The organism is Leifsonia sp. McL0627 (genome assembly GCF_058244615.1).
Window position 1 is genome coordinate 407908 of sequence record NZ_JBZCGM010000003.1, and the last position, 18743, is coordinate 426650.

Annotated in this window: 18 protein-coding genes and 1 tRNA gene; 11 read left to right on the top strand and 8 right to left on the bottom strand. The window is 69.6% G+C overall.

Going from position 1 to position 18743, the window contains the following annotated elements:
- Positions 1-4: 4 nt before the first annotated feature.
- A complete protein-coding gene (locus AC37TH_RS10215; protein WP_490764246.1) occupies positions 5-1438 on the bottom strand; it encodes an MDR family MFS transporter in 1434 nt (477 codons plus the stop codon).
- 104 nt (positions 1439-1542) lie between these two features.
- Here AC37TH_RS10215 and AC37TH_RS10220 point away from each other — a divergent pair, with 104 nt between their 5' ends.
- The 4 genes from AC37TH_RS10220 (at position 1543) to AC37TH_RS10235 (ending at position 7617) form a co-directional block, all read left to right on the top strand.
- The gene (locus tag AC37TH_RS10220; RefSeq protein WP_490764247.1) at positions 1543-2160 is read left to right on the top strand and encodes an ArsR/SmtB family transcription factor; all 618 of its coding nucleotides are present in this window, start codon (positions 1543-1545) and stop codon (positions 2158-2160) included.
- Complete coding sequence (locus AC37TH_RS10225) at positions 2157-3476, top strand: MFS transporter (protein ID WP_490764248.1); 1320 nt, start codon at positions 2157-2159, stop codon at positions 3474-3476. Before AC37TH_RS10220 ends, AC37TH_RS10225 begins: the two co-directional genes overlap by 4 nt.
- A 93-nt stretch (positions 3477-3569) precedes the next feature.
- Positions 3570-7295: an AAA family ATPase gene (locus AC37TH_RS10230; protein ID WP_490764249.1), complete on the top strand. Its 3726-nt coding sequence runs from the start codon at positions 3570-3572 to the stop codon at positions 7293-7295.
- 142 nt (positions 7296-7437) lie between these two features.
- Positions 7438-7617, top strand: coding sequence for a hypothetical protein (locus AC37TH_RS10235; RefSeq protein WP_490764250.1), 180 nt, complete (start codon positions 7438-7440; stop codon positions 7615-7617).
- Positions 7618-7653: 36 nt separating this feature from the next.
- Here the strand turns inward: AC37TH_RS10235 and mscL are convergent, their stop codons facing one another.
- From mscL to AC37TH_RS10250, 3 genes are all read right to left on the bottom strand, one after another.
- A complete protein-coding gene (mscL, locus tag AC37TH_RS10240) occupies positions 7654-8082 on the bottom strand; it encodes a large conductance mechanosensitive channel protein MscL (RefSeq protein ID WP_490764251.1) in 429 nt (142 codons plus the stop codon).
- Positions 8083-8121: 39 nt separating this feature from the next.
- Positions 8122-8463, bottom strand: coding sequence for an FmdB family zinc ribbon protein (locus tag AC37TH_RS10245; RefSeq protein ID WP_490764252.1), 342 nt, complete (start codon positions 8461-8463; stop codon positions 8122-8124).
- A gap of 62 nt (positions 8464-8525) precedes the next feature.
- Positions 8526-9110: a 5-formyltetrahydrofolate cyclo-ligase gene (locus tag AC37TH_RS10250; protein ID WP_490764253.1), complete on the bottom strand. Its 585-nt coding sequence runs from the start codon at positions 9108-9110 to the stop codon at positions 8526-8528.
- A gap of 58 nt (positions 9111-9168) precedes the next feature.
- On the opposite strand from AC37TH_RS10250, the gene galU reads away from it, so the two are divergent.
- The 4 genes from galU to AC37TH_RS10270 all read left to right on the top strand — a co-directional run bounded on the left by galU (position 9169) and on the right by AC37TH_RS10270 (position 12220).
- Positions 9169-10149 (top strand): UTP--glucose-1-phosphate uridylyltransferase GalU, encoded by a 981-nt coding sequence (gene galU, locus AC37TH_RS10255; protein WP_490764254.1) that lies wholly within the window; start codon positions 9169-9171, stop codon positions 10147-10149.
- Positions 10150-10171: 22 nt separating this feature from the next.
- Complete coding sequence (locus AC37TH_RS10260; RefSeq protein ID WP_490764255.1) at positions 10172-10834, top strand: GNAT family N-acetyltransferase; 663 nt, start codon at positions 10172-10174, stop codon at positions 10832-10834.
- A gap of 145 nt (positions 10835-10979) precedes the next feature.
- Positions 10980-12092: a hypothetical protein gene (locus AC37TH_RS10265; protein WP_490764256.1), complete on the top strand. Its 1113-nt coding sequence runs from the start codon at positions 10980-10982 to the stop codon at positions 12090-12092.
- Positions 12093-12144: 52 nt separating this feature from the next.
- Positions 12145-12220: transfer RNA gene (locus tag AC37TH_RS10270), tRNA-Ala, on the top strand.
- A 77-nt stretch (positions 12221-12297) separates the two neighbouring features.
- On the opposite strand, the gene AC37TH_RS10275 is transcribed toward AC37TH_RS10270, so the two are convergent.
- From AC37TH_RS10275 to AC37TH_RS10285, 3 genes are all read right to left on the bottom strand, one after another.
- Positions 12298-12828: a hypothetical protein gene (locus AC37TH_RS10275; RefSeq protein WP_490764257.1), complete on the bottom strand. Its 531-nt coding sequence runs from the start codon at positions 12826-12828 to the stop codon at positions 12298-12300.
- Entirely contained in the window at positions 12825-13070 is a 246-nt protein-coding gene (locus AC37TH_RS10280) for a DUF2076 family protein (RefSeq protein ID WP_490764258.1), read from the bottom strand. The genes AC37TH_RS10275 and AC37TH_RS10280 overlap by 4 nt, the downstream gene beginning before the upstream one ends.
- Positions 13071-13238: 168 nt before the next feature.
- Entirely contained in the window at positions 13239-13847 is a 609-nt protein-coding gene (locus tag AC37TH_RS10285; RefSeq protein ID WP_490764259.1) for a sensor histidine kinase, read from the bottom strand.
- 25 nt (positions 13848-13872) lie between these two features.
- Here AC37TH_RS10285 and AC37TH_RS10290 point away from each other — a divergent pair, with 25 nt between their 5' ends.
- Positions 13873-14301, top strand: a complete 429-nt coding sequence (locus tag AC37TH_RS10290; protein ID WP_490764260.1) for a hypothetical protein — start codon at positions 13873-13875, stop codon at positions 14299-14301.
- A 50-nt stretch (positions 14302-14351) separates the two neighbouring features.
- Here the strand turns inward: AC37TH_RS10290 and AC37TH_RS10295 are convergent, their stop codons facing one another.
- Positions 14352-15020 carry a response regulator gene (locus AC37TH_RS10295; protein WP_490764261.1) on the bottom strand — a complete coding sequence of 223 codons (669 nt, stop codon included), beginning with the start codon at positions 15018-15020 and terminating at the stop codon, positions 14352-14354.
- 277 nt (positions 15021-15297) lie between these two features.
- On the opposite strand from AC37TH_RS10295, the gene AC37TH_RS10300 reads away from it, so the two are divergent.
- Both AC37TH_RS10300 and AC37TH_RS10305 read left to right on the top strand, forming a co-directional pair.
- The gene (locus tag AC37TH_RS10300; protein ID WP_490764262.1) at positions 15298-17334 is read left to right on the top strand and encodes a bifunctional lysylphosphatidylglycerol flippase/synthetase MprF; all 2037 of its coding nucleotides are present in this window, start codon (positions 15298-15300) and stop codon (positions 17332-17334) included.
- Positions 17335-17373: 39 nt separating this feature from the next.
- On the top strand, positions 17374-18687 hold the full coding sequence (locus tag AC37TH_RS10305) for an alpha/beta hydrolase (RefSeq protein ID WP_490764263.1): 1314 nt from the start codon (positions 17374-17376) through the stop codon (positions 18685-18687).
- Positions 18688-18743: the final 56 nt, after the last annotated feature.

An 18743-nucleotide genomic window follows, 5' to 3' on the forward strand; every position in this document is an offset into this window, starting at 1 on the left:
CGTATCAGGTGGCGGGGGTGAAAGCGACGTCCTCGACGCGGGAGCGCGGCATGGCCGCGCCCGCCGCGATCGTCAGCGCCGAGACGACCGCCACCGACACGAACACGGCGGTCGCCGCGGCCTGCACCGTGCCTGGGTCGTGCTCGCCGCCGGGGGAGCCGCTGATGATCGAGTTCGCGATCGCGCCGAACACGGCCACGCCCACCGCGCTGCCGATCGAGCGGGCGAACATGTTGGTGCCGGTCACCACGCCGCGTTCGTTCCAGTCGACGCTCGACTGCGCAGCGATCAGCGTCGGGGTGGCGATGAGCCCCATCCCGAGGCCGACGATGAAGCAGCTGATCGCCACGAACGCGACACTCGGATGCACGGAGGTCGCTGCGAGCGTGATCGCCCCGACGAGTGCGATCGCCGACCCGAGCAGTGCCGTGTTGCGGAACCCGATCCGCAGGTAGAAGCGTCCGGACTGCGACGCGGCGATCGGCCAGCCGATGGTCAGCGCCGCGACAGCGAGGCCGGAGACCAGCGGCGTCACGTGCACCGTGCCCTCCAGATAGGTGGGGACGTACGAGGTGAGGCCGATCAGGATCGCGCCGACGCCCAGCGACACCAGCGTGGTGGTCACCAGCAGCCGCCGCGAGAACACCCAGAGCGGCAGCACCGGCTCAGCCGCCCGCCGCTCCACGAGCACGAACGCGACCAGGATGAGGCCGCCGAGCACGAACGACCCGATGCTCCAGATCGAGTTCCAGGCCCAGCCGGTCCCGCCTTCCAGCACGGCCAGGATGAGCAGGGTCATGCCGGAGGTGAGCAGGATGGAGCCCGCGTAGTCGATCCGGTGCTTGCGGCGTTCGATCTTCTCGTGGAAGGTGCGGATGAGCATCCACCCGGCCAGGATGCACAGGGGCACGTTGACGAAGAAGATCCACCTCCACGACGTGAACTCGGAGAACAGCCCGCCGAGCGTGGGTCCGACCACCGAGGAGATCGCCCAGACGCTCGCCAGGTAGCCCTGCGCTTTCGCGCGTTCGGCGACCGTGTAGATGTCGCCCGCGATCGTGACGGCCATCGGCTGGATGGCGCCCGCGCCGATGCCTTGCACGGCCCGGAACGCGATGAGCGCGGGCATGCTCCAGGCGAACCCGCAGAGCACGGAACCGACCAGGAACAGGGCGATGCCGATGAGCACGATCGGCTTGCGTCCGATGGTGTCGGAGAGTTTGGCGTAGAGCGGGACGGACACGGCCTGCGCGAGCAGGTAGACCGAGAACAGCCACGGGAACTGGGCGAACCCGCCGAGGTCGGCCACGATCGACGGCACAGCGGTGGCCAGAATGGTCGAGTCGATAGCGACCAGTCCGGTGGTCAGCATCAGCGCGATCAGGATGGGGCCGCGCTCGGATCGGAATCCGATATTGGCCGTGGTGGTGCTCGACATCGCTCTCCAGCTCTGTTGCGTTCGTTAACGTTCTACAACAACGCGTCCACGGGTCAACCATTCCCCGCTTGACGTGAAAGAACGGACAGCCGACAATGTGAAACATGTCTTTCACATCGGGCACGCCAGAGGAATCGGGCAGACCAGAGAACCGGCGGCAGGTCACCGACGCCCGCGCGCTCCGTGCCCTCGCGCATCCATTGCGGCTCGCGCTGCTGAACCACCTGATGGCGTTCGGCACCCAGACCGCGAGCCAGTGCGCGGAGGTCGTCGGGTCGACGGCGTCGAACTGCAGCTACCATCTGCGCTCGCTCGCCCGCTACGGGCTCGTGGAGTCGGTCGACCCGGTCGACGGGCGCGAGCGGCCGTGGCGCTCCACGGCCACCGGGCTGCAGTTCGGCAACACCGACGACCCGGCCGTCGCCCTCGGTGCAGACACCGTCGAGCGCGCGCTTGTCGAGAAGCAGATCGACGACGAGGCCGCGCTGACCCGCCGCGCCGTCGCCGGCCGCGACGCGATGCCGGACGAGTGGAAGGACGCCATGCGCCTCTCCGGCTACGCCCTGCGCCTGACGCCGGACGAGCTCCGCGACCTCGGCGACCGGGTGGATGCGCTGATCCGCCCGTACATCGGGCTCACCCGCACCGACGCCCCGGACGGCAGCGAGGTCGTCGCCGTGCACCTCAACGCCTACCTCCACCCGGATGCGAGGACATCGTGACCCGCACGGGCACGGGCACCGGCACGCAGCAGCCGGCGGAGCGGAAGCGCTCGCCCCTCCTGCGCCGCGATTTCGCCCTCGTCTGGGCGAGCAGTCTCATCTCGGACAGCGGCGACTGGCTGCTGATGATCGCCCTCCCACTGTTCGCGTTCGCTGTCACGGGTTCGGCGCTCGGTGCCTCCACCGTCTTCCTCGCCGAGCTCGTGCCGATGCTCGTGCTCGGCAGCTTCCTCGGCGTACTCGTCGACCGCTGGGACCACCGCAGGACGATGATCGTCGCCAATCTGCTGCAGGGCGCGCTCCTGCTCCCGCTGCTCGCGGCGTCCGCCGACCGGATGTGGATCGTCTACGTCGTCGCGGCGCTCGAAGCGTGCCTCGGAGCGGTGGTCAACCCGGCCAAGCAGGCGCTCGTGCCGCGCCTTGTCGACGCCGAACAGCTCGGCCAGGGCAACGCGCTGATGGCGGTCAGCGACAACCTCGCCCGGCTGATCGGCTCGCCGCTCGGCGGTCTGGCGTTCGTGCTGGTTGGGCTGCCGGGCGTGGTGGTGGTGGATGCGGTCAGCTACCTCGTGAGCGCCGGGCTGGTCGCGCTGAGCCGGCCCCGCGCATCCACAGGCCAGGCGGCAACCCAGGATGCTGCAAACCAGGATGCGCGCTCCGTCCCGATCCCGCGCGTCCACTTCCTGCGCCAGTGGCTCGACGGCCTCACCACCATCCGGCGGGTGCGCCCGCTCGGCGCCGTGACAGCGATCACCACGCTCGGGCAGTTCGCGCAGGGGATCTTCCTCGTCCTCTTCATCGTCTACGTCACGAAGCAGCTGGGCGCGAACGGCACAGAGGTCGGGCTGCTGCGCGGGGTGCAGGCGATCGGCGGCGTGGTCGGCGGCCTCCTCACCGGCGTGCTCCTGCGGCGGTTCACCCCGCGCCTCCTCGTCGGCGCCGGGTACCTCGTCTTCGGCGCGATCTCCATGCTCACCTGGAACCTCTACCCGGTGACCACTGCCGTCGGCGTCTACGTCGGCCTGTTCATCGCCGTGGGCATCCCGGCCGTCGCGACCAGCACCGGCATGATCACGATCGTGCAGCGGGTCACCCCACCGGAGGCGCTCGGTCGCGTGTTCGCGAGTGTCACCACGCTCGGCGGCGCCGCCCAGGGAGCCGGGCTCCTCGCGGCCGGGTTCTTGGCCGAACGGTTCGACGTCGTCGCCATCCTGAACGGGCAGGCGCTCGTCTATGTGGCGTGCGGCGTGCTCGGCCTCGCGCTGCTCGGGGAGGGACGCGCCGCACGGCGAGGTAGCCTGGACTCTGCCCTTTAGCGCGAAACTCGCCAGGATTGCAAGGGGAATACTGGAATCAGCCCGTAGGGTGGCCGTGTGTGGCGACTGGACAGGAAGAACGAGGATGACGGCATGATGTCGGACATTCCGGACGATGACGCCCTGAACCCGCAGAACACGACGTCACCGCACGCGATCAGCCTGGGCGACCCGGCGCTGGTGGCAGGGAACATCGCAGAGCCGGTGTGGCACACGTGGCGCGAGCAGATCGCGGCGCTGGGCGGCGCCTCCCCTCTGCTGCACTTCGAGGACAGCCCGCGGACCCGCATCGAGCTGAGCTCGACGCATCCCGGTGGCCTCCCGCAGTTCATCACCGGTCAGTCGACGCTGCTGTCGAGCCTGATCCGCGACGAGCTGGCGCTCCGCACGGCGCGGGCAGCGGCTAACGCGATCACAGCCAAGGGCATCGAGCTGCGCTCGGTGCGCGGCATCGAGTCGGTGCACCTCGCGATCGGCCTCGCCCAGTGGCGGCACGGCGGCGAGGAGTACACCGCCCCGATCCTGCTCCGGCCGCTCGCGATCCGCCGCTACGGCCGCGACTTTGAACTGAAGCTCAAGGGCCAGCCCTACCTGAACCCCGAGCTCGCCCGCGCCCTGACCGAGCAGTTCCAGATCACCCTCGATGCCGACGCGTTCGTGGCGCTCGCCCTCACCAACGGCGTGTTCAAGCCGCAGCCGGTGATCGACAGGCTGCGCGGCCTCACCTCGCACCTGCCCTGGTTCAACGTGCAGCCGCGGCTGGTCGTCTCCTCGTTCGCCGACGTCGCGACCGCGATGCGGGCGGAGGCCGACGACCTCGACACCGTGGTCCTGGATGCGCTGGCCGGCAACCCGTCGGCGCGCCGCACTGTCGAGAGCGCCTTCAACCCCGTGCAGCCGGTCCGTCAGGACGAGCGCCCTCCCGCCACCGACACGCTCCTGCTGGATGCGGACGAGGAGCAGGAGAACGTCGTCGCGCAGATCGCGGCGGGCAACTCCATCGTCGTCAAGACGCTGCCCGGCACCGGTGGAACCCAGACCATCGTCAACGCCATCGGCGCCCTGGTCGGCCAGCACAAGCGCGTGCTCGTCGTCACCCCGCGCCGGTCGAGCATCGAAGACATCACGCACCGGCTCACGCAGGTCGGCCTGCCCGGCCTCGCTGTGACGCCGCGCACGCTCCGCCGCGACGTGATCCAGTCCATCGGCCGCAACGAGAAGGCCACCCAGCCCAAGGTCACGGACGTGGACGAGGCGCTGGTCCGGCTCCGCAAGGTGCTCCTCGACTACCGCGCGGCGCTCACCCGCCGCGATCCGGTGCTCAAGGTCTCGGTGCTGGACGCGCTCGGCGAGTTGTCCAGGCTGTCCCTGCTTCCCACCCCGCCGTCGACGACCGCACGGCTCGACCGCTCGGCCATCGAGCTGCTGGCGGGCGACCGGCCTGCCGCGGCCGACGCGCTCATCCGCGCCGCCCGGCTCGGCGAGTTCCGCTACGGACCCAACGACTCTCCCTGGTACGGCGCGTCGTTCGGCACGACGGCGGAGGGCAACGCGGCGCACGAGCTGGCCAAGAAGCTCAACCGCTCCGAGCTTCCGCGCCTGATCGAGCGCGCCAAGAGCCTCATCGGCCAGACCAGGATGCGCCCCTTCGAATCCATCGCGGAGCTCGGCGTCTACCTGCGCCTCCTCCTCGACGTGCGCGAGACGCTGGACAAGTTCCAGCCCGCCGTCTACGACCGGTCGATCGCCGAGCTCATCGCCGCGACGGCGACCCGGCGCGAGTCGCCGTCGATGTCCGGCGCCAACCGTCGCCGGCTGCGCAAGCTGGCGCTGGAGTACGTGCGCCCCGGCGTTCACGTCACCGACCTCAACGAGAGCCTGCGGCGCATCCAGCAGCAGCGCATCCTGTGGCAGCGGTTCGCCGCGGCCGGCGTGGTGCCCGAGGTGCCCGTCGGCATCGCGGACGTGCAGGTGGCGTACCAGCGGGTCGCAGAAGACCTCGCCAGGCTCGACATCCCGCTGCGCCGCACCGGGACGCCGTTCTCGCTGTCCGTGCTGCCGATCGACGAACTGACCAGGCAGATCGCGGGACTCGCCGCCGAGTCCGAAGTGCTCGCCAACCTGCAGGAGCGCACGGCGCTGCTCACCGAGCTGCGCGACCGCAAACTCGACCCTCTGCTCTCCGACCTGTCGCAGCGACACGTTCCCGAGACACAGGTCAGCGCCGAACTCGAACTCGCCTGGTGGCAGTCCGTGCTGGAGTCGCTGCTCGCCTCCGACCGCGCACTGCTGAACGGCAACACCGGCGTGCTCGATCGCCTCGAAGCCGACTTCCGCCTGGTCGACGAGGCGCACGCGTCGGCCACCGGCCAGCAGCTCGCCTGGATGCTCGCGGAGACCTGGAAGATCGGCATCGTCGACTGGCCGGACGAGGCCGCGGCGCTCAAGAAGCTGCTGAAGAGCGACAGGACCACGGCGGCCACCCTCAACGAGGTCGCGCCGCACCTGGCCCGCCCGCTGGCTCCGGTGTGGCTGGTCTCGCCGTACGAGGTGACGGCCATCAGCCAGGATGTCGCGTTCGACGCCGTCCTGCTGGTCGACGCCGGCGCATCCATGCTGTCGGAGAACGTGCCGGTGATCCGGCGCGCCCGCCAGATCGTGGCGTTCGGCGACCCGGTGACGCAGACGCCGTCGCCGTTCGACATCGGCGCCCACGAATACGGAACGACCGTCGACCAGATGGACGTGGATGCGGCGCACGCCGGCTCGGCGCTCGCCGAACTGTCCGAGCTGCTCCCCGTGTACACCCTCACCCGCAGTTACCGCGCGGGAGGGGAAGACCTCGCCGACCTCGTCAATCGCCGCTTCTACGGCGGGATGATCGACTCGCTGCCCTGGGCGGGAACGTACCTCGGTCACGGCAGCCTCACCCTCAACTACGTCACCGGCGGCCAGGGAATGCCAGACAGCGACACCGGAGCCGTGGAGAGCACGGACGCCGAGGTGTCGCGGGTGGTCGAGCTGGTGCTCGAACACGCCACAGAGCGCCCGCGCGAATCCCTGATGGTCATCACGGCGAGCGAACGGCACGCCGTCCGCGTCAACCAGGCGGTGCTCGCGGCGTTCGCCAAGCGCACCGAGCTGGCCGACTTCATCCTGAAAGACAGGGCGGAACCGTTCACGGTCGTCACCCTGGAGCAGTCGGTGGCGCAGAGCCGCGACCGCGTCATCTTCTCGATCGGCTACGGCCGCACCCCGCACGGCCGCCTGCTCTCCAACTTCGGGGCACTCGCGGAGCCGGGAGGGGAGCGGCTGCTGGCCGTCGGCATGACCCGCGCCCGCCGCGGCATGGACATCGTCTCCTGCTTCAAGCCGGAGGACATCGACGAGACCAGGATGCGCCACGGCATGGCCGCGCTGTCGCAGGTGCTCGGCGAGGCCGACCAGATCCAGGCGGCGACCGCGCAGTACCTCAGCCACGACTCCGACCCGATGGTGCTCGACCTCGCCAAGCGCCTCACCAGGCGCGGGCTGGACGTGCAGCTCGGCTACCGCGGCAAGCTCGCGCTCGTCGCCTCCAACGGAGGCCGCGCCGTCGCGGTCGAGACCGACGACGACGTGAACAAGGGCAGCCTGCGCGAGTCCCTGCGCCTGCGTCCGGACGTGCTCCGCCGTCTCGGCTGGCACTACTTGCGCGTGCACAGCTTCGAGCTGTTCGCCGACCCGGACGCCGTCGCCGCGCGCATCGCGCGCCTCATCGGCATCTCCGAGCCGGACACCGAGACCGCACCCATCGCGATCCCGGTCCAGCAGCCGTAGCCTCGGGTGGTCAGCGAACTGCAGGTCGAGGACGGCTATTTGCGAATGTTCGAGGAGTGGGACGCCTCGGACGACAAGAGACTCTCGGACGCGACGAGCCCCGACGGCCTGAGCTAAATCAGATCGCGGCTACGCTGGATGGGTGAGTGAACGACCAGCGCGGACGCATCGGAGGGTGCGGGTGGCGGGAGCGCCCGGCGCCGACCCTGCACCGCAGAGCGGCGTGCCGGAACGCGCGGCCGAAGACACCGACCGCGCCTGGAACGACAGCACGGACAGCAACGACGACCAGCTCAAGCGGGACGTTCCACCCCACTGGTGACGCGCGTCACTGTCTGGCTCGGCGGCCCGCAGGGAGCTACTCGGCGTGCTTGCCCGCCGCGGACGGCGGTGCGGCCTGGGTCTGCAGCAGGTCCCGGATCTCGGTGAGCAGGTCGAGCTCGGTGATCGGGGCATCCGGTTCGACGACGCCCTGGTTGCGGAGCTTCTGCGCGCGGTTCTTCGCGAGGTTGATCGGGTAGACGAAGACGAAGTAGACGACCACGGCCACGATCAGGAACTGGATGATCGCCCCGACGACCGCGCCGAACTTGACGTGGGCGTCGCCGATCACGAGCGTCATCGAGTTGTCGAGGCTGCTCGCTTTGAAGATCGCGCCGATCAACGGGTTGAACACGTTGGTGACGATCGAGTTCACGACAGCGGTGAACGCGGCGCCGATGACGACGGCCACGGCCAGGTCGATCACGTTGCCGCGGAGGATGAACTCCTTGAATCCTCTGAACATGCCGGTCCTTTCGGTCTGGTGGTGCTGGATCGGGTGGGACTAGTTAGACGACGAGGAGGCGGCCGGAGCGCTGGAGGACCCGGACGACGAGGAGGAGGAGCCGGACGACGACGAGCCGGACCCGGACGACGAAGACCCGGAGCCGGACGAGGAAGACCCAGAGCCGGACGAGGACGACCCCGGCGCCGTGCTCGACGACTTGGTGCCGCGCGAGTCCGTCCGGTAGAAGCCCGAACCGTTGAACGTCACGCCGACCGCACCGAACACCTTGCGCAGGCTGCCGCCGCAGGTGGGGCAGACGGTGAGCGCGTCGTCGGTGAACGCCTGCTGGATGTCGAAGGCGGTCCCGCAGTCGCGGCACGAGTACGAATAGGTGGGCATGTATCAGGCTCCGGGAAGGTCGTGGTGCCGGGCGGGTTCGCCCGGTGCTGGCGTCATGGGGCTCATGAGAACTGGACGATCCTGGTCGGGGTGACCGCACCGTCGACCGGTTGATCGTGTCGTTCGCGCGGCACATCGTCGACGAGCTCGGTGTCGAACAGCACAGCGTACACCGGGGGACATTTTTCCATGCTGCCGAGGGTCTTGTCGAAATAGCCTCTGCCCCAGCCCATCCGCATCCCGCTCTGGTCGACGGCTGCGGCCGGGATGACGATGAGGTCGACGTCGTTGATGGCGATGGGGCCGAGCAGCTCTCCGACCGCCTCCGGCATCCCGAACAGTCCCTCGGTCTCGGTCTCGCCGTCTCCCGTCGTCCAGTCGAGGAGGCCGTCCTCGCGGGAGATCGGCAGCAGCACCCGGATGCCCTGTGCGTGCATCCAGTTGACGAAGGGACGCGTGTCCGGCTCGATCGGTGTGGAGAGGTAGCAGGCCACGGAGCGGGCGGACAGGTCCGTCGCCAGATCGGTGAGGTTGCGGGTGATCCCAGCCGTCGCCGCAGCACGCTCGGTGCTGGTGAGGTTCTGTCGTCGTTCGCGGAGTTCAGCGCGCAGTGCGCGCTTGCGATGGGCGGCAGTATCCGAATCCATGTGCCAATCCTAGGAGATTGCATCCGGGGGTGCCTGGAATTGCCGATACCCTGAGCAGATGGCAACGCACGTCACTAAAGCAGTCATCCCCGCTGCGGGTCTCGGCACCCGCTTCCTTCCCGCCACCAAGGCGATGCCGAAGGAGATGCTCCCGGTCGTCGACAAGCCGGCCATCCAATACGTGGTCGAGGAGGCGGTGGACGCCGGACTCCACGACGTCCTCATGATCACCGGCCGCAACAAGAACGCGCTGGAGAACCACTTCGACCGCAACGCGGAGCTCGAAGAGACCCTCACCAGGAAGGGCGACACCGACCGCCTGGAGAAGGTCAACTACTCCACCGCGCTCGCCGACATGCACTACGTGCGCCAGGGCGACCCCAAAGGTCTCGGCCACGCCGTGCTGCGCGCGAAGATGCACGTCGGCCGCGAGCCGTTCGCCGTGCTCCTCGGCGACGACATCATCGACTCGCGCGACGAACTGCTGTCCAGGATGCTCGAAGTGCAGCAGGAACGGAACACCACCGTCGTCGCGCTGCTCGAAGTCGACCCGAGCCAGATCCACCTGTACGGCGCCGCGGCCGTCGAGGCGACGGAAGACGACGACGTCGTGCGGATCACCGGCCTCGTCGAGAAGCCGGACCGCGACAGCGCTCCCTCGAACTACGCGATCATCGGCCGGTACGTGCTTCGCCCGGAGGTCTTCGACGTCCTGGAGAAGACGGAGCCGGGCAAGGGCGGCGAGATCCAGCTGACGGATGCGCTGCAGTCGATGGCTCAGGCGCCGGACTGGACAGGCGGCGTCTACGGCGTCGTGTTCTCCGGCCGTCGCTACGACACCGGCGACCGCCTCGACTACATCAAGGCGATCGTGCAGCTCGCGTCCGACCGCGAAGACCTCGGCCCCGACCTGCGACCCTGGCTCCGCGAGTTCGCGGCCGGCCTCGACGACGAGCCTGGCGAGATCCTGCCGGAGATGCCGGCAGAGCCTGCGGAGTCCGTCGATTCCCTGGTCGCCCCCGCCGACCAGGCCAACTAGCCGCACCACGAAGGAGAGGTCCGTGGCGATCGTCGTACCGTCACTCAGCGACGGCAGAGTCGGGCTCAGGCCCATCCGCCTCCGCGACGCCCGCGGTCTGGAGCGTTCCCTGCTCGACAACCGCAGCTGGCTGCGCCAGTGGGAGGCGACCAGCCCGTATGCGCCGACGTCGTTCGACACGAGGTCGAGCATCCGGTCGTTGCTGTCCAATGCGCGCGCCGGCCACGGCCTGCCGTTCATCGTCGAATACGACGGGCAGCTGGCCGGCCAGCTCAACGTCTCGTCGATCACCTACGGATCGCTGTCGAGCGCGACGATCGGCTACTGGGTCTCCGAGGAGTTCGCCGGGCGCAACATCACGCCGACCGCCGTCGCCCTCGCCACCGACTACTGCTTCTACCAGCTGGGGCTGCACCGGATGGAGATCTGCATCCGTCCGGAGAACGTCCCGAGCCTGCGCGTGGTCGAGAAGCTCGGGTTCCGCTACGAGGGGCTGCGCCGTCGCTACATCCACATCAACGGCGACTGGCGCGACCACTTCTGCTTCGGCCTGGTGACGGAGGAGCTGACCCAGGGCGTGTTGCGCCGGTGGCTGGACGGCAACGCCCCTCAGGATGCGGCGACGATCCCGGCGGAGGACAGGGCCGCCGCCGCCATCCCCATCCCGATCGCCCGGCAGCGCTGAGGTTCCGGCAGCGCTGAGGTCTGGACGGCTCCGCGGTTCCGGCAGCACTGAGAGCGGCCTGCCGCTGCGCTGAGAGAACTCTCCATCGCGAACACACCCGGCGCGCTGCCCGGGCGCTGGACGCCCGGCCCCCTACCGTAGAGGCATGACTGGGGACGTGATGGGCGGTGGGGTGGTCGTAGCGATCGCCGCTGCACTCTGGCTGGCCTACCTCATCCCGGTGTGGCTGCGCAGACGTGAGTATCTGGCGACCGAACGCAACGCGGTGAGGCTGCAGCAGACGCTGCGCATCCTCGCCGAGACGAGCGAGGTCCCCGAGCAGGTGCGCATGGAGGCCACGGCCCGCACGGTCGCCGAGCAGCAGCGCATCCTGAAGCGTGCGGAGCAGAAGAAGCTCGCCGAGACCCGGGCCGCCGCGGCCGCCCACGCGCGCCGCGAGCAGGCCATCGCGGAGGAGGAGCGCCGCATCGCCGAGGAGGCGGAAGCCGCCGCAGCCGACGCCATCGCCCTGGAACGTGCGTCCCGCGCCGCCGCCGCGCAGCGTGCCCGCGTCCTCGCGGCGACGACGACGCGACCGGCCATGTCTTCGCAACGCCGCCGACGCCTGCGCCGCTCGCGCGGACTGAGCACGCTCGTGCTCGTCGCCTCCGTATTCGGGGGAGTCGTCGGAACGGTCTCCCTGGTCACCACGGGCGCGTGGATGGCGCTCGCGGTCTCCGCTGTCGCCGCCGTGCTGGCCACCGGGATGCTCGTCCGCCTCGCCGGAGCGGAGCACGTCGCCCCGGCCGTGGCCTTCGTGCCCGCCGCAGCACCAATGGCTCACGCCCTCTACGACGACGCGACCCACGACAACATCCGCCAGGCTGCGCCGACGCGCCAGGAGAGCTGGACACCCCGCCCGCTGCCGAAGCCGCTGCACCTCTCCCGCGGCACGATCGCCGCGACGGCGATGGCCTCCATCGACGCCGCCACCGAACTCCGCCGCTCCGCCGCCCGCGCCGAGGTCGAGCGCAAGGCCACGGAGCGCGTCCCGGCCGAGCGCATTCCTGCGCCGCTGCCGCTGCGTCCGGTCGCCATGGCGCCCGTGCTGCCCGCAGCGTCGGCATCGGCCTCCGCGGCAGCATCGGCCTCCGCGTCGGTCGCGGTTGCACCGAGGCAGGCACCCAGCAGGTACGCCGCGATGGGCCTCGTCGACGACCTCGCCGACGGCGCGATCGACCTCGATGCCGTCCTCCGCAGGCGACGCGCCGCGAGTTAGCCTCGATTCGATTTTGCTCCCGCCGGGGTGTTATGGTTTTGGAGCAGTTCAAGGGGCTATGGCGCAGTTGGTAGCGCGCTTCGTTCGCATCGAAGAGGTCAGGAGTTCGAATCTCCTTAGCTCCACCATCGGGAGAAATCCCACCACGAGAACCTCACTTCCGCAGGCGCGGGGGTGGGGTTCTTTCGTTTCTCGGTCGGCGAGATCAGGCGTCCGAGCGGCGCACATCCATGGCCCACACGACGGCGAGCTTCACCGTCGAGCCTTCGGGGAGACTGGCGGCCGCGTCCGTGTCGAGCGCGTAGACCGCTCGTACGATGACGGCCTTCGCCGTCGGGTCGGCCGGGAGGGTCACGGTGTAGCCGAGGTCGTCGTGAGCGAGGTCGCAGCGTTTCGACGTGACGCAGTCCACGACGTCGCCGCCGTCGACGGGCGTGCCGTCGGGGGAGAGTCGCGGATACTGACCGATGCTGAGCACGCGGGGGAGGGCGTCGCCGGACAGCGTCAGGCGGAGCCGTGCGCCGGTGGCAGCCACGACAGGACGCCCCGTGTACGTCCTCACGCGCGGTGCGGCGCCGTTCTGCACCACCGTGACCTGGGCGGGATCGACGGATGTGGTGCCGAGGCTCAGCGTCGGCGTCTTGTCCGGCAGCCCCGCCGTGCCGGCCGCGCATCCCGTCGCGAGCGCCAGGATCGAGAGTGCGACGGCGACCACTGTCACCGGTCGGCGAATCACGCGTCCGACCGACTGGACGCAGTGTCCAGGCGCAGCGCGCGGGGGTCGGTGGTCGCTCGCTTCGCCTTCTCGATGGCGGCCGTCTGCACGAGGACGGTCTGCACCAGGTAGTAGACGGCGTCCGGTTGCGTCGCGACCAGATGGTTGATGAGCCCGGCGGACTCGGTGTCCTTCTTCACCGGTGATGCGACGCGGATCGACTCGGCGAGGTCGGCGATCATCCGGATGTCGTTGGCGTCCATGAGCGGTGTCCAATCGGTGAGGGAGCGGGCGGCGCGTGCACTACCAGCCTGGGTCGAACGCGACGCCGGGGGTATCCGCCGTTCGGCCGAAGTGGCGACGGGAGAATGCATCCGATGGGGGAGCGAGACCCGCCGATCGGCGGGTGCCGGCGCGACCGCCCTCGCTGCTCAGTCCGGGACGACGGGGAGGGTCATCGACACGCGGAACCCGCCGTCTGCCGTCGGCTCGGCCGTGAACGTCCCGCCGAGAAGGTCGGCCCGCTCACGAAGCCCGATGAGCCCGACGCCCGCCCCGGGGAGCGTGAGCGCCGGCCGGGTCGCTCGCGTATTGGCCACCACGACGGTGACCGTCGACACGGTCGACGAGAAGTCGATCGTCACGGACGCGTCGGGGGCGTGCTTCCGGACGTTGGTCAGCGCCTCCTGCACCGTCCGATAGAACGCGCGCTGCACGGGGACGCCGACATCGGCTGGCAGCTCTCCGTGCACCTCGGCCGCGATGCCGCTCGTGTCCACGAGGGCGCGCAGGTCTGCCATGGTCGGTTGCGGGGCCAGGCCCGGGCTCGAACTGCCCGCGACGCGCAGCAGCGCTACCATCGACCTCAGCTCGTCCAGCGTCGTGACGCTCAGCCGGCGGATCGTGCCGCCTGCCTCCCGCGCGTCGGCGCTCGTGCCGGCCACCTGCAGCGCCGCAGCCTGGACGGCGATCAGGCTGACCTGATGCGACACGACGTCGTGCATCTCCCGTGCGAGCTGCGCCCGCTCCCTGGTGAGCACCGACTCCGCGTAGAGCTTCTCGCTCGTGCTCGCGGGCCTGCTCGATCTCGGCCAGACGCTTCGCCAGGTCTTCCCGCGCCTGCACCAGCTGCCCGAGGAAGAGGGGTGCGGCCGCCGTCGCCAGCTGGTAGACGAAGTAGACCGCCGTCCCGAACTGGTCGTCCCCGTCCGCCGTGAGCGGCCACGGGAAGACCGTCGACACGGCGAACGCCGCGGCACAGGCGGCGAGAAGCCAGCGGCGACGGGAGATCCTGGACAGGGTGAACAGTGCGATCATCGGCGCAGCGAGGAGGTTCTGCACGAGATTGGACGGCAGCGTCAGGAGGAAGGCGATCAGCGGGAAGCGGCGGCGCAGGAGGAGGCCCCCGCACGCGACCGCCGTCAAGACGATGCTGAGCGGGTCGAAATCGCCGGCGTAGATCACCGCGTCGGCGACGGCGATGGCGACGGCTAGCAGATCGATCACAAAGGGTGGAAGCCTCCGCCACAGACGGATGAACCAGTTCACAGTGCGTCTTCGTCCGTCGCGGCGTCGAGGAGCCCGGCGCGCTGCGCCGCGAGCGCAGCCTGGACGCGGCTCGTGACGCCGAGCTTGCTGAGGATCGAACTGACGTGGTCCTTGACCGTGCCGGCGCCGAGGAACAGCCGCGCTCCGATCTCGGCGTTGGAGAGTCCGGTGGCCACGAGGCGAAGCACCTCCTTCTCGCGCGCTGTCAGGTCGTGCACCCTGCCCGCCTCGGCGTCCAAGGACGGTTCGAGCAGCCGGTCACTCCGCATCAGCGTCAGCGACGCTTTCGGCGATAGCACGACGCCCCCGGCGGCGAGGGCTCTGACGTAGTCCGCCAGCTGCTCAGGCTCCGTGTCTTTGAGGACGAACCCTGCGGCGCCGAGGCGCAGCGCCGTCATGATGTATTCGTCGGCGTCGAAGGTCGTGAGCATGGCGACGACGGGCGCATCCGGCCTGGTCCGCAGGGCGTTGAGGACGGCGAGCCCGTCGACATCGGGCATCCGGATGTCGAGCAGGACCACATCCGGCCGCTCGCGCTCGATGGTCTGGAGCGCGTCGCCGCCGGTCGCGGTCGCGACGACCTCGATGTCGTCTGCTGTGTTGAGGATGAGGCTGAAGCCCGAGCGGACGAGTGCCTCATCGTCGACGACGACGACCGTGATCATCCAGTGCTCCGCTTCCCGGGCCGCGAACCGGCGCCGCGCCTCCTCCGACGTTAGAAGATTCCACGCCCGTGTGGGGAGAGCCGGGCCGAATACCCCCCGATCGGCGGGTCGGGATCCGCCTCTGGGACGATGCGGCCCTATCGTCGGCACGGTTGGCTGAGAAGACGGATCCGTCCGCCGGATGCATTCAGCGGGCGGGGCGACCGGCCGGCGTCTGCAAGATCAGGCGTGCGGCGGACAGAGACGCTCTGTGGGGGAAGCGATGAAGGAGTACGAGATGAGTGACGACAGCGGGATGAACCAGCTGAGGCGGCGGCGTGCCGTCGGCCTCGCCGTGCGCTTTCCCGCGACGCTCGTCGCGGCCGTCCTGGCGGTCGTCGGCATGGTGCTCGCTTCGCCGGCGATCGACGAGGGCGCTGCCGCCAGTGTGCTGTTGAACGTCCTCGGGCTGATCTCCGCCGTGGTGGCGATCGGGGTGGCGGAACGCGTGGTCGGAACGGTGCGCGCGCTCGGGTTCAGCGGTATCGCGGTGGTCTCGGCGCTCCTGATCGGGGGCGGCCTGCTGGCTGTCGGCGCCGGAATGGGCGAGGCCGTCGCCGCCGGCATCGAGGGGGAACAGCTCTGGGCGCCCTCGCTCGTCACCGCCGCGCTGCTGATGGCGGTGTCGGCGAGACTGCGACCGCGAGCGCGACAGGCGACCCGCTGGGGCGTGCTGACCGCGAGCGCGGCGCTCCTGCTCTTCGACGGGCACGCAGCCGACGTCATCCGGGTGCTGGCGGCGCTCGCCGGGCTTGCGATCGGCGCCCTCGCGACCCGATCCGGGCGCGACCTGCACGTTCACACATCTCTTCTGCCGCGGGTTCGAGTCGCGGTGTGCGCTCTGCTCTTCCTGATGGGTGCCGGTGCCCTCATCACCCTCCTGCTCCCCGAGGCGGACGGGCTTCTCGCCCCAGTCGGGTACGTCGTCGGCCCGGTCGCCAATCTGCTGGTGGGACTGTTGACGCTCGCGTCCGCTGTGCTCCTGTTGCGCGGACGCCTGATCGGGGTGGTGCTGGCCGTGGCGGCGCAGACGACTCTGGTCGTGCTCGCGGTGACGGAAGGAGTGGTCGCGGCGATCGTCAGCGACGTCGCGGATCAGGGATTCTCGATCGCTGACCTCGAGTGGTACGCCGGGGCGGTCGTCGCGTGCGCGCTTCCTGCCGTGATGGCCGTTGCCCTGATTCTGCTCGCCCGCCGTCTGGTGCGCCGAACGGCGTCCCCGGCCACCGCAGAGGAACGCGCGCGCATGCGCTCGCTCATCGTCGACGGGTCCACGGGCTCGATGGCCTTCATGGGCACCTGGGAGGACAACTCCGTCTGGTTCGCTCCAGACGATGCCGGTGCCGTCGCATACCGGGTCGGCCGCGGGGTGGCGTTCACGGTGTCGGACCCGGTCGCGCGTCCCGGACGACGTCTCGACGTGATGCTCGGGTTCGTCGAGCACTGCGAGCGGATGGGCTGGGTTCCCGTCTTCTACAGCGTGCACGATGAGGTCGTCGCCGAGACGGAGCGTCTGGGCTGGGTGCGCACAGCAGTCGGCACGGAAGCCTCGATGGACCTGGCGACGTTCACGCTGTCCGGCAAGCGCCGCCAGGACCTCCGGACGGCTGTCAATCGGGCCGCCCGCGAAGGGCTGCGTGCCGAGTGGCGATCGTTCGCCGAGCTCACCGCCCAGCAGCGTGCCGATGTCGAGCGTGTGTGCGCGGGCTGGGCGGGCCAGAAAGCCCTGCCAGAGATGGGGTTCACCCTCGGCGGTTTCGCCGAGCTGCAGGACAGCGCCGTGCGACTGATGCTCGCCTACGACGAGCAGGGCCGACTGCACGGTGTGACGAGCTGGCTGCCCGCGTTCGGCGACGGCGAGCCTGCCGGGTGGACCTTGGACGTCATGCGGCGGGGCGACGACGCGATGCCGGGTGTGATGGAGTTCCTCATCGCGACGACGGCGCTGCGCAGCGCCGAGCACGGCCTCTCGACCCTGAGCCTGTCCGGCACACCGCTCGCCCCGCACACCGGGGCGGCTGAGACCTTCGTCAGCAGGTTGATCCCGCGGCTGGCGACCTGGCTCGAACCCGCTTACGGCTTCGCTTCGCTTCGGCGCTTCAAGGCCAAGTTCGGTGCCGCGGAGCAACCGCTCTGGATGACGTATCCGGCGAGCGGGCAGCTCGCCAGGATCGCGCCTGCCCTGGCATCGGTGTATGTGCCGGACCTCTCGGCGAAGGGGCTTGTGCGCCTGGCTCAGCTGCACTCCGCTGGAGCGGGGAAGACGAGCGTATGACCCCGCGCCGGGGTCGGCGTACGGAGACGGCAGTGCTGAATGCTTGAGTACCTCGGTGCCGTCAGCATCGTGTCCGGACCCCTTCCATACTCTCTTCTCGCCGTTTCAGGGACCTTCGTCGGCTTCTTGGCCACCCAAGCCGGGCTCAAGAGGAAGCAGCCCCGCTCCCGCCGTCTCGCGGGAGTGCTCGTCGCCGTCGCGGGTGGCGCAGCGCTCGGGTTCGTCGCCTTCCTGGTGACGGCGGTGCTCTGGAACCCGTTCCGGATACCCGTGCCGCGCTCGATCGCGCTCTACACCGCAGCCCTCGGCGCCGGCGTGGCGATCGCGGTGCTCTCCGTTCAGCGCGCGCACTGGTGGCGTGTCGTGCTCGCAGCGGTCGGTGTCGTCGTTCTCTCGGTGACCGCCGTTCTCGCCTCGATCAGCGAATTCGGAGTCAATCCCACCGTCGGCTCCCTCTTCGGGCAGACCCTCGCGCACGGCCCTGCCGGACCGGTCGTCAGTCCTCTGCCGGTGCAATCGCACTCTCCCGGCATCGCATCCAGCTGGAAACCGCCGAAGGACCTGCCGAAGAAGGGAAGGACCACGATGGTCGCGATCCCCGCGACGCACTCGGGGTTCCCGGCGCGGGATGCCGGTCTGTACCTTCCGCCCGCGGCGCTGGTCAAGGATCCTCCTCGCCTGCCGCTGGTGCTGCTGATGATGGGGCAACCCGGCAACCCGGACCCGCAGTACGTCGCCGCGATCCTCGATGGGTTCGCGAGCCGCAATCACGGCCTCGCACCGATCGTGGTGGTGGCCGACCAGCTGGGGAATCCAGCCCAGGACCCCGGATGCACGGACTCCGACCGTTTCGGCAAGGTCGAGACGTACATCACCGTCGACGTGCTCGGCTGGGCGCGACAGCACCTGAAAGTCGATACCTCGGGAGCGAGCACGACCGTCGCCGGGTATTCCAACGGCGGAGCGTGCGCGATGCTGTTCGCCGCGAAGTACCCCGACGATTTCCGGAACGTCGTCGACATCTCCGGCGAGCTCTTCCCCGGTCAGGAGGACCAGGCGTCGATGCTGGCGAACGTCTTCGCCGGCGATCAATCGGCGTACGACGCCCAGAAACCGGAGAACATCCTGAAGAATCGAACGTACGAGGGGGTGGGGATCTTCACCTCCGGCTCCGATGACCCCGTCTACGTCGAGGCGGGACGACAAGCAGCCAAGAACTTCGCCGACGCGGGATTCACGACACAGTTTGTGGAGATCCCGAACGGCGGGCACGTGCTTGGCGCCATCAATGGCGGCCTCTCAAGCGCCTTCACCCTCCTCTACCCGCGACTGGGGCTGCAGGTGCCAGGCTGACCCGAAAGCGTGAGAGTGATCGGCGCGGTGCAAGATCCACGCGATAGCCGACAGAG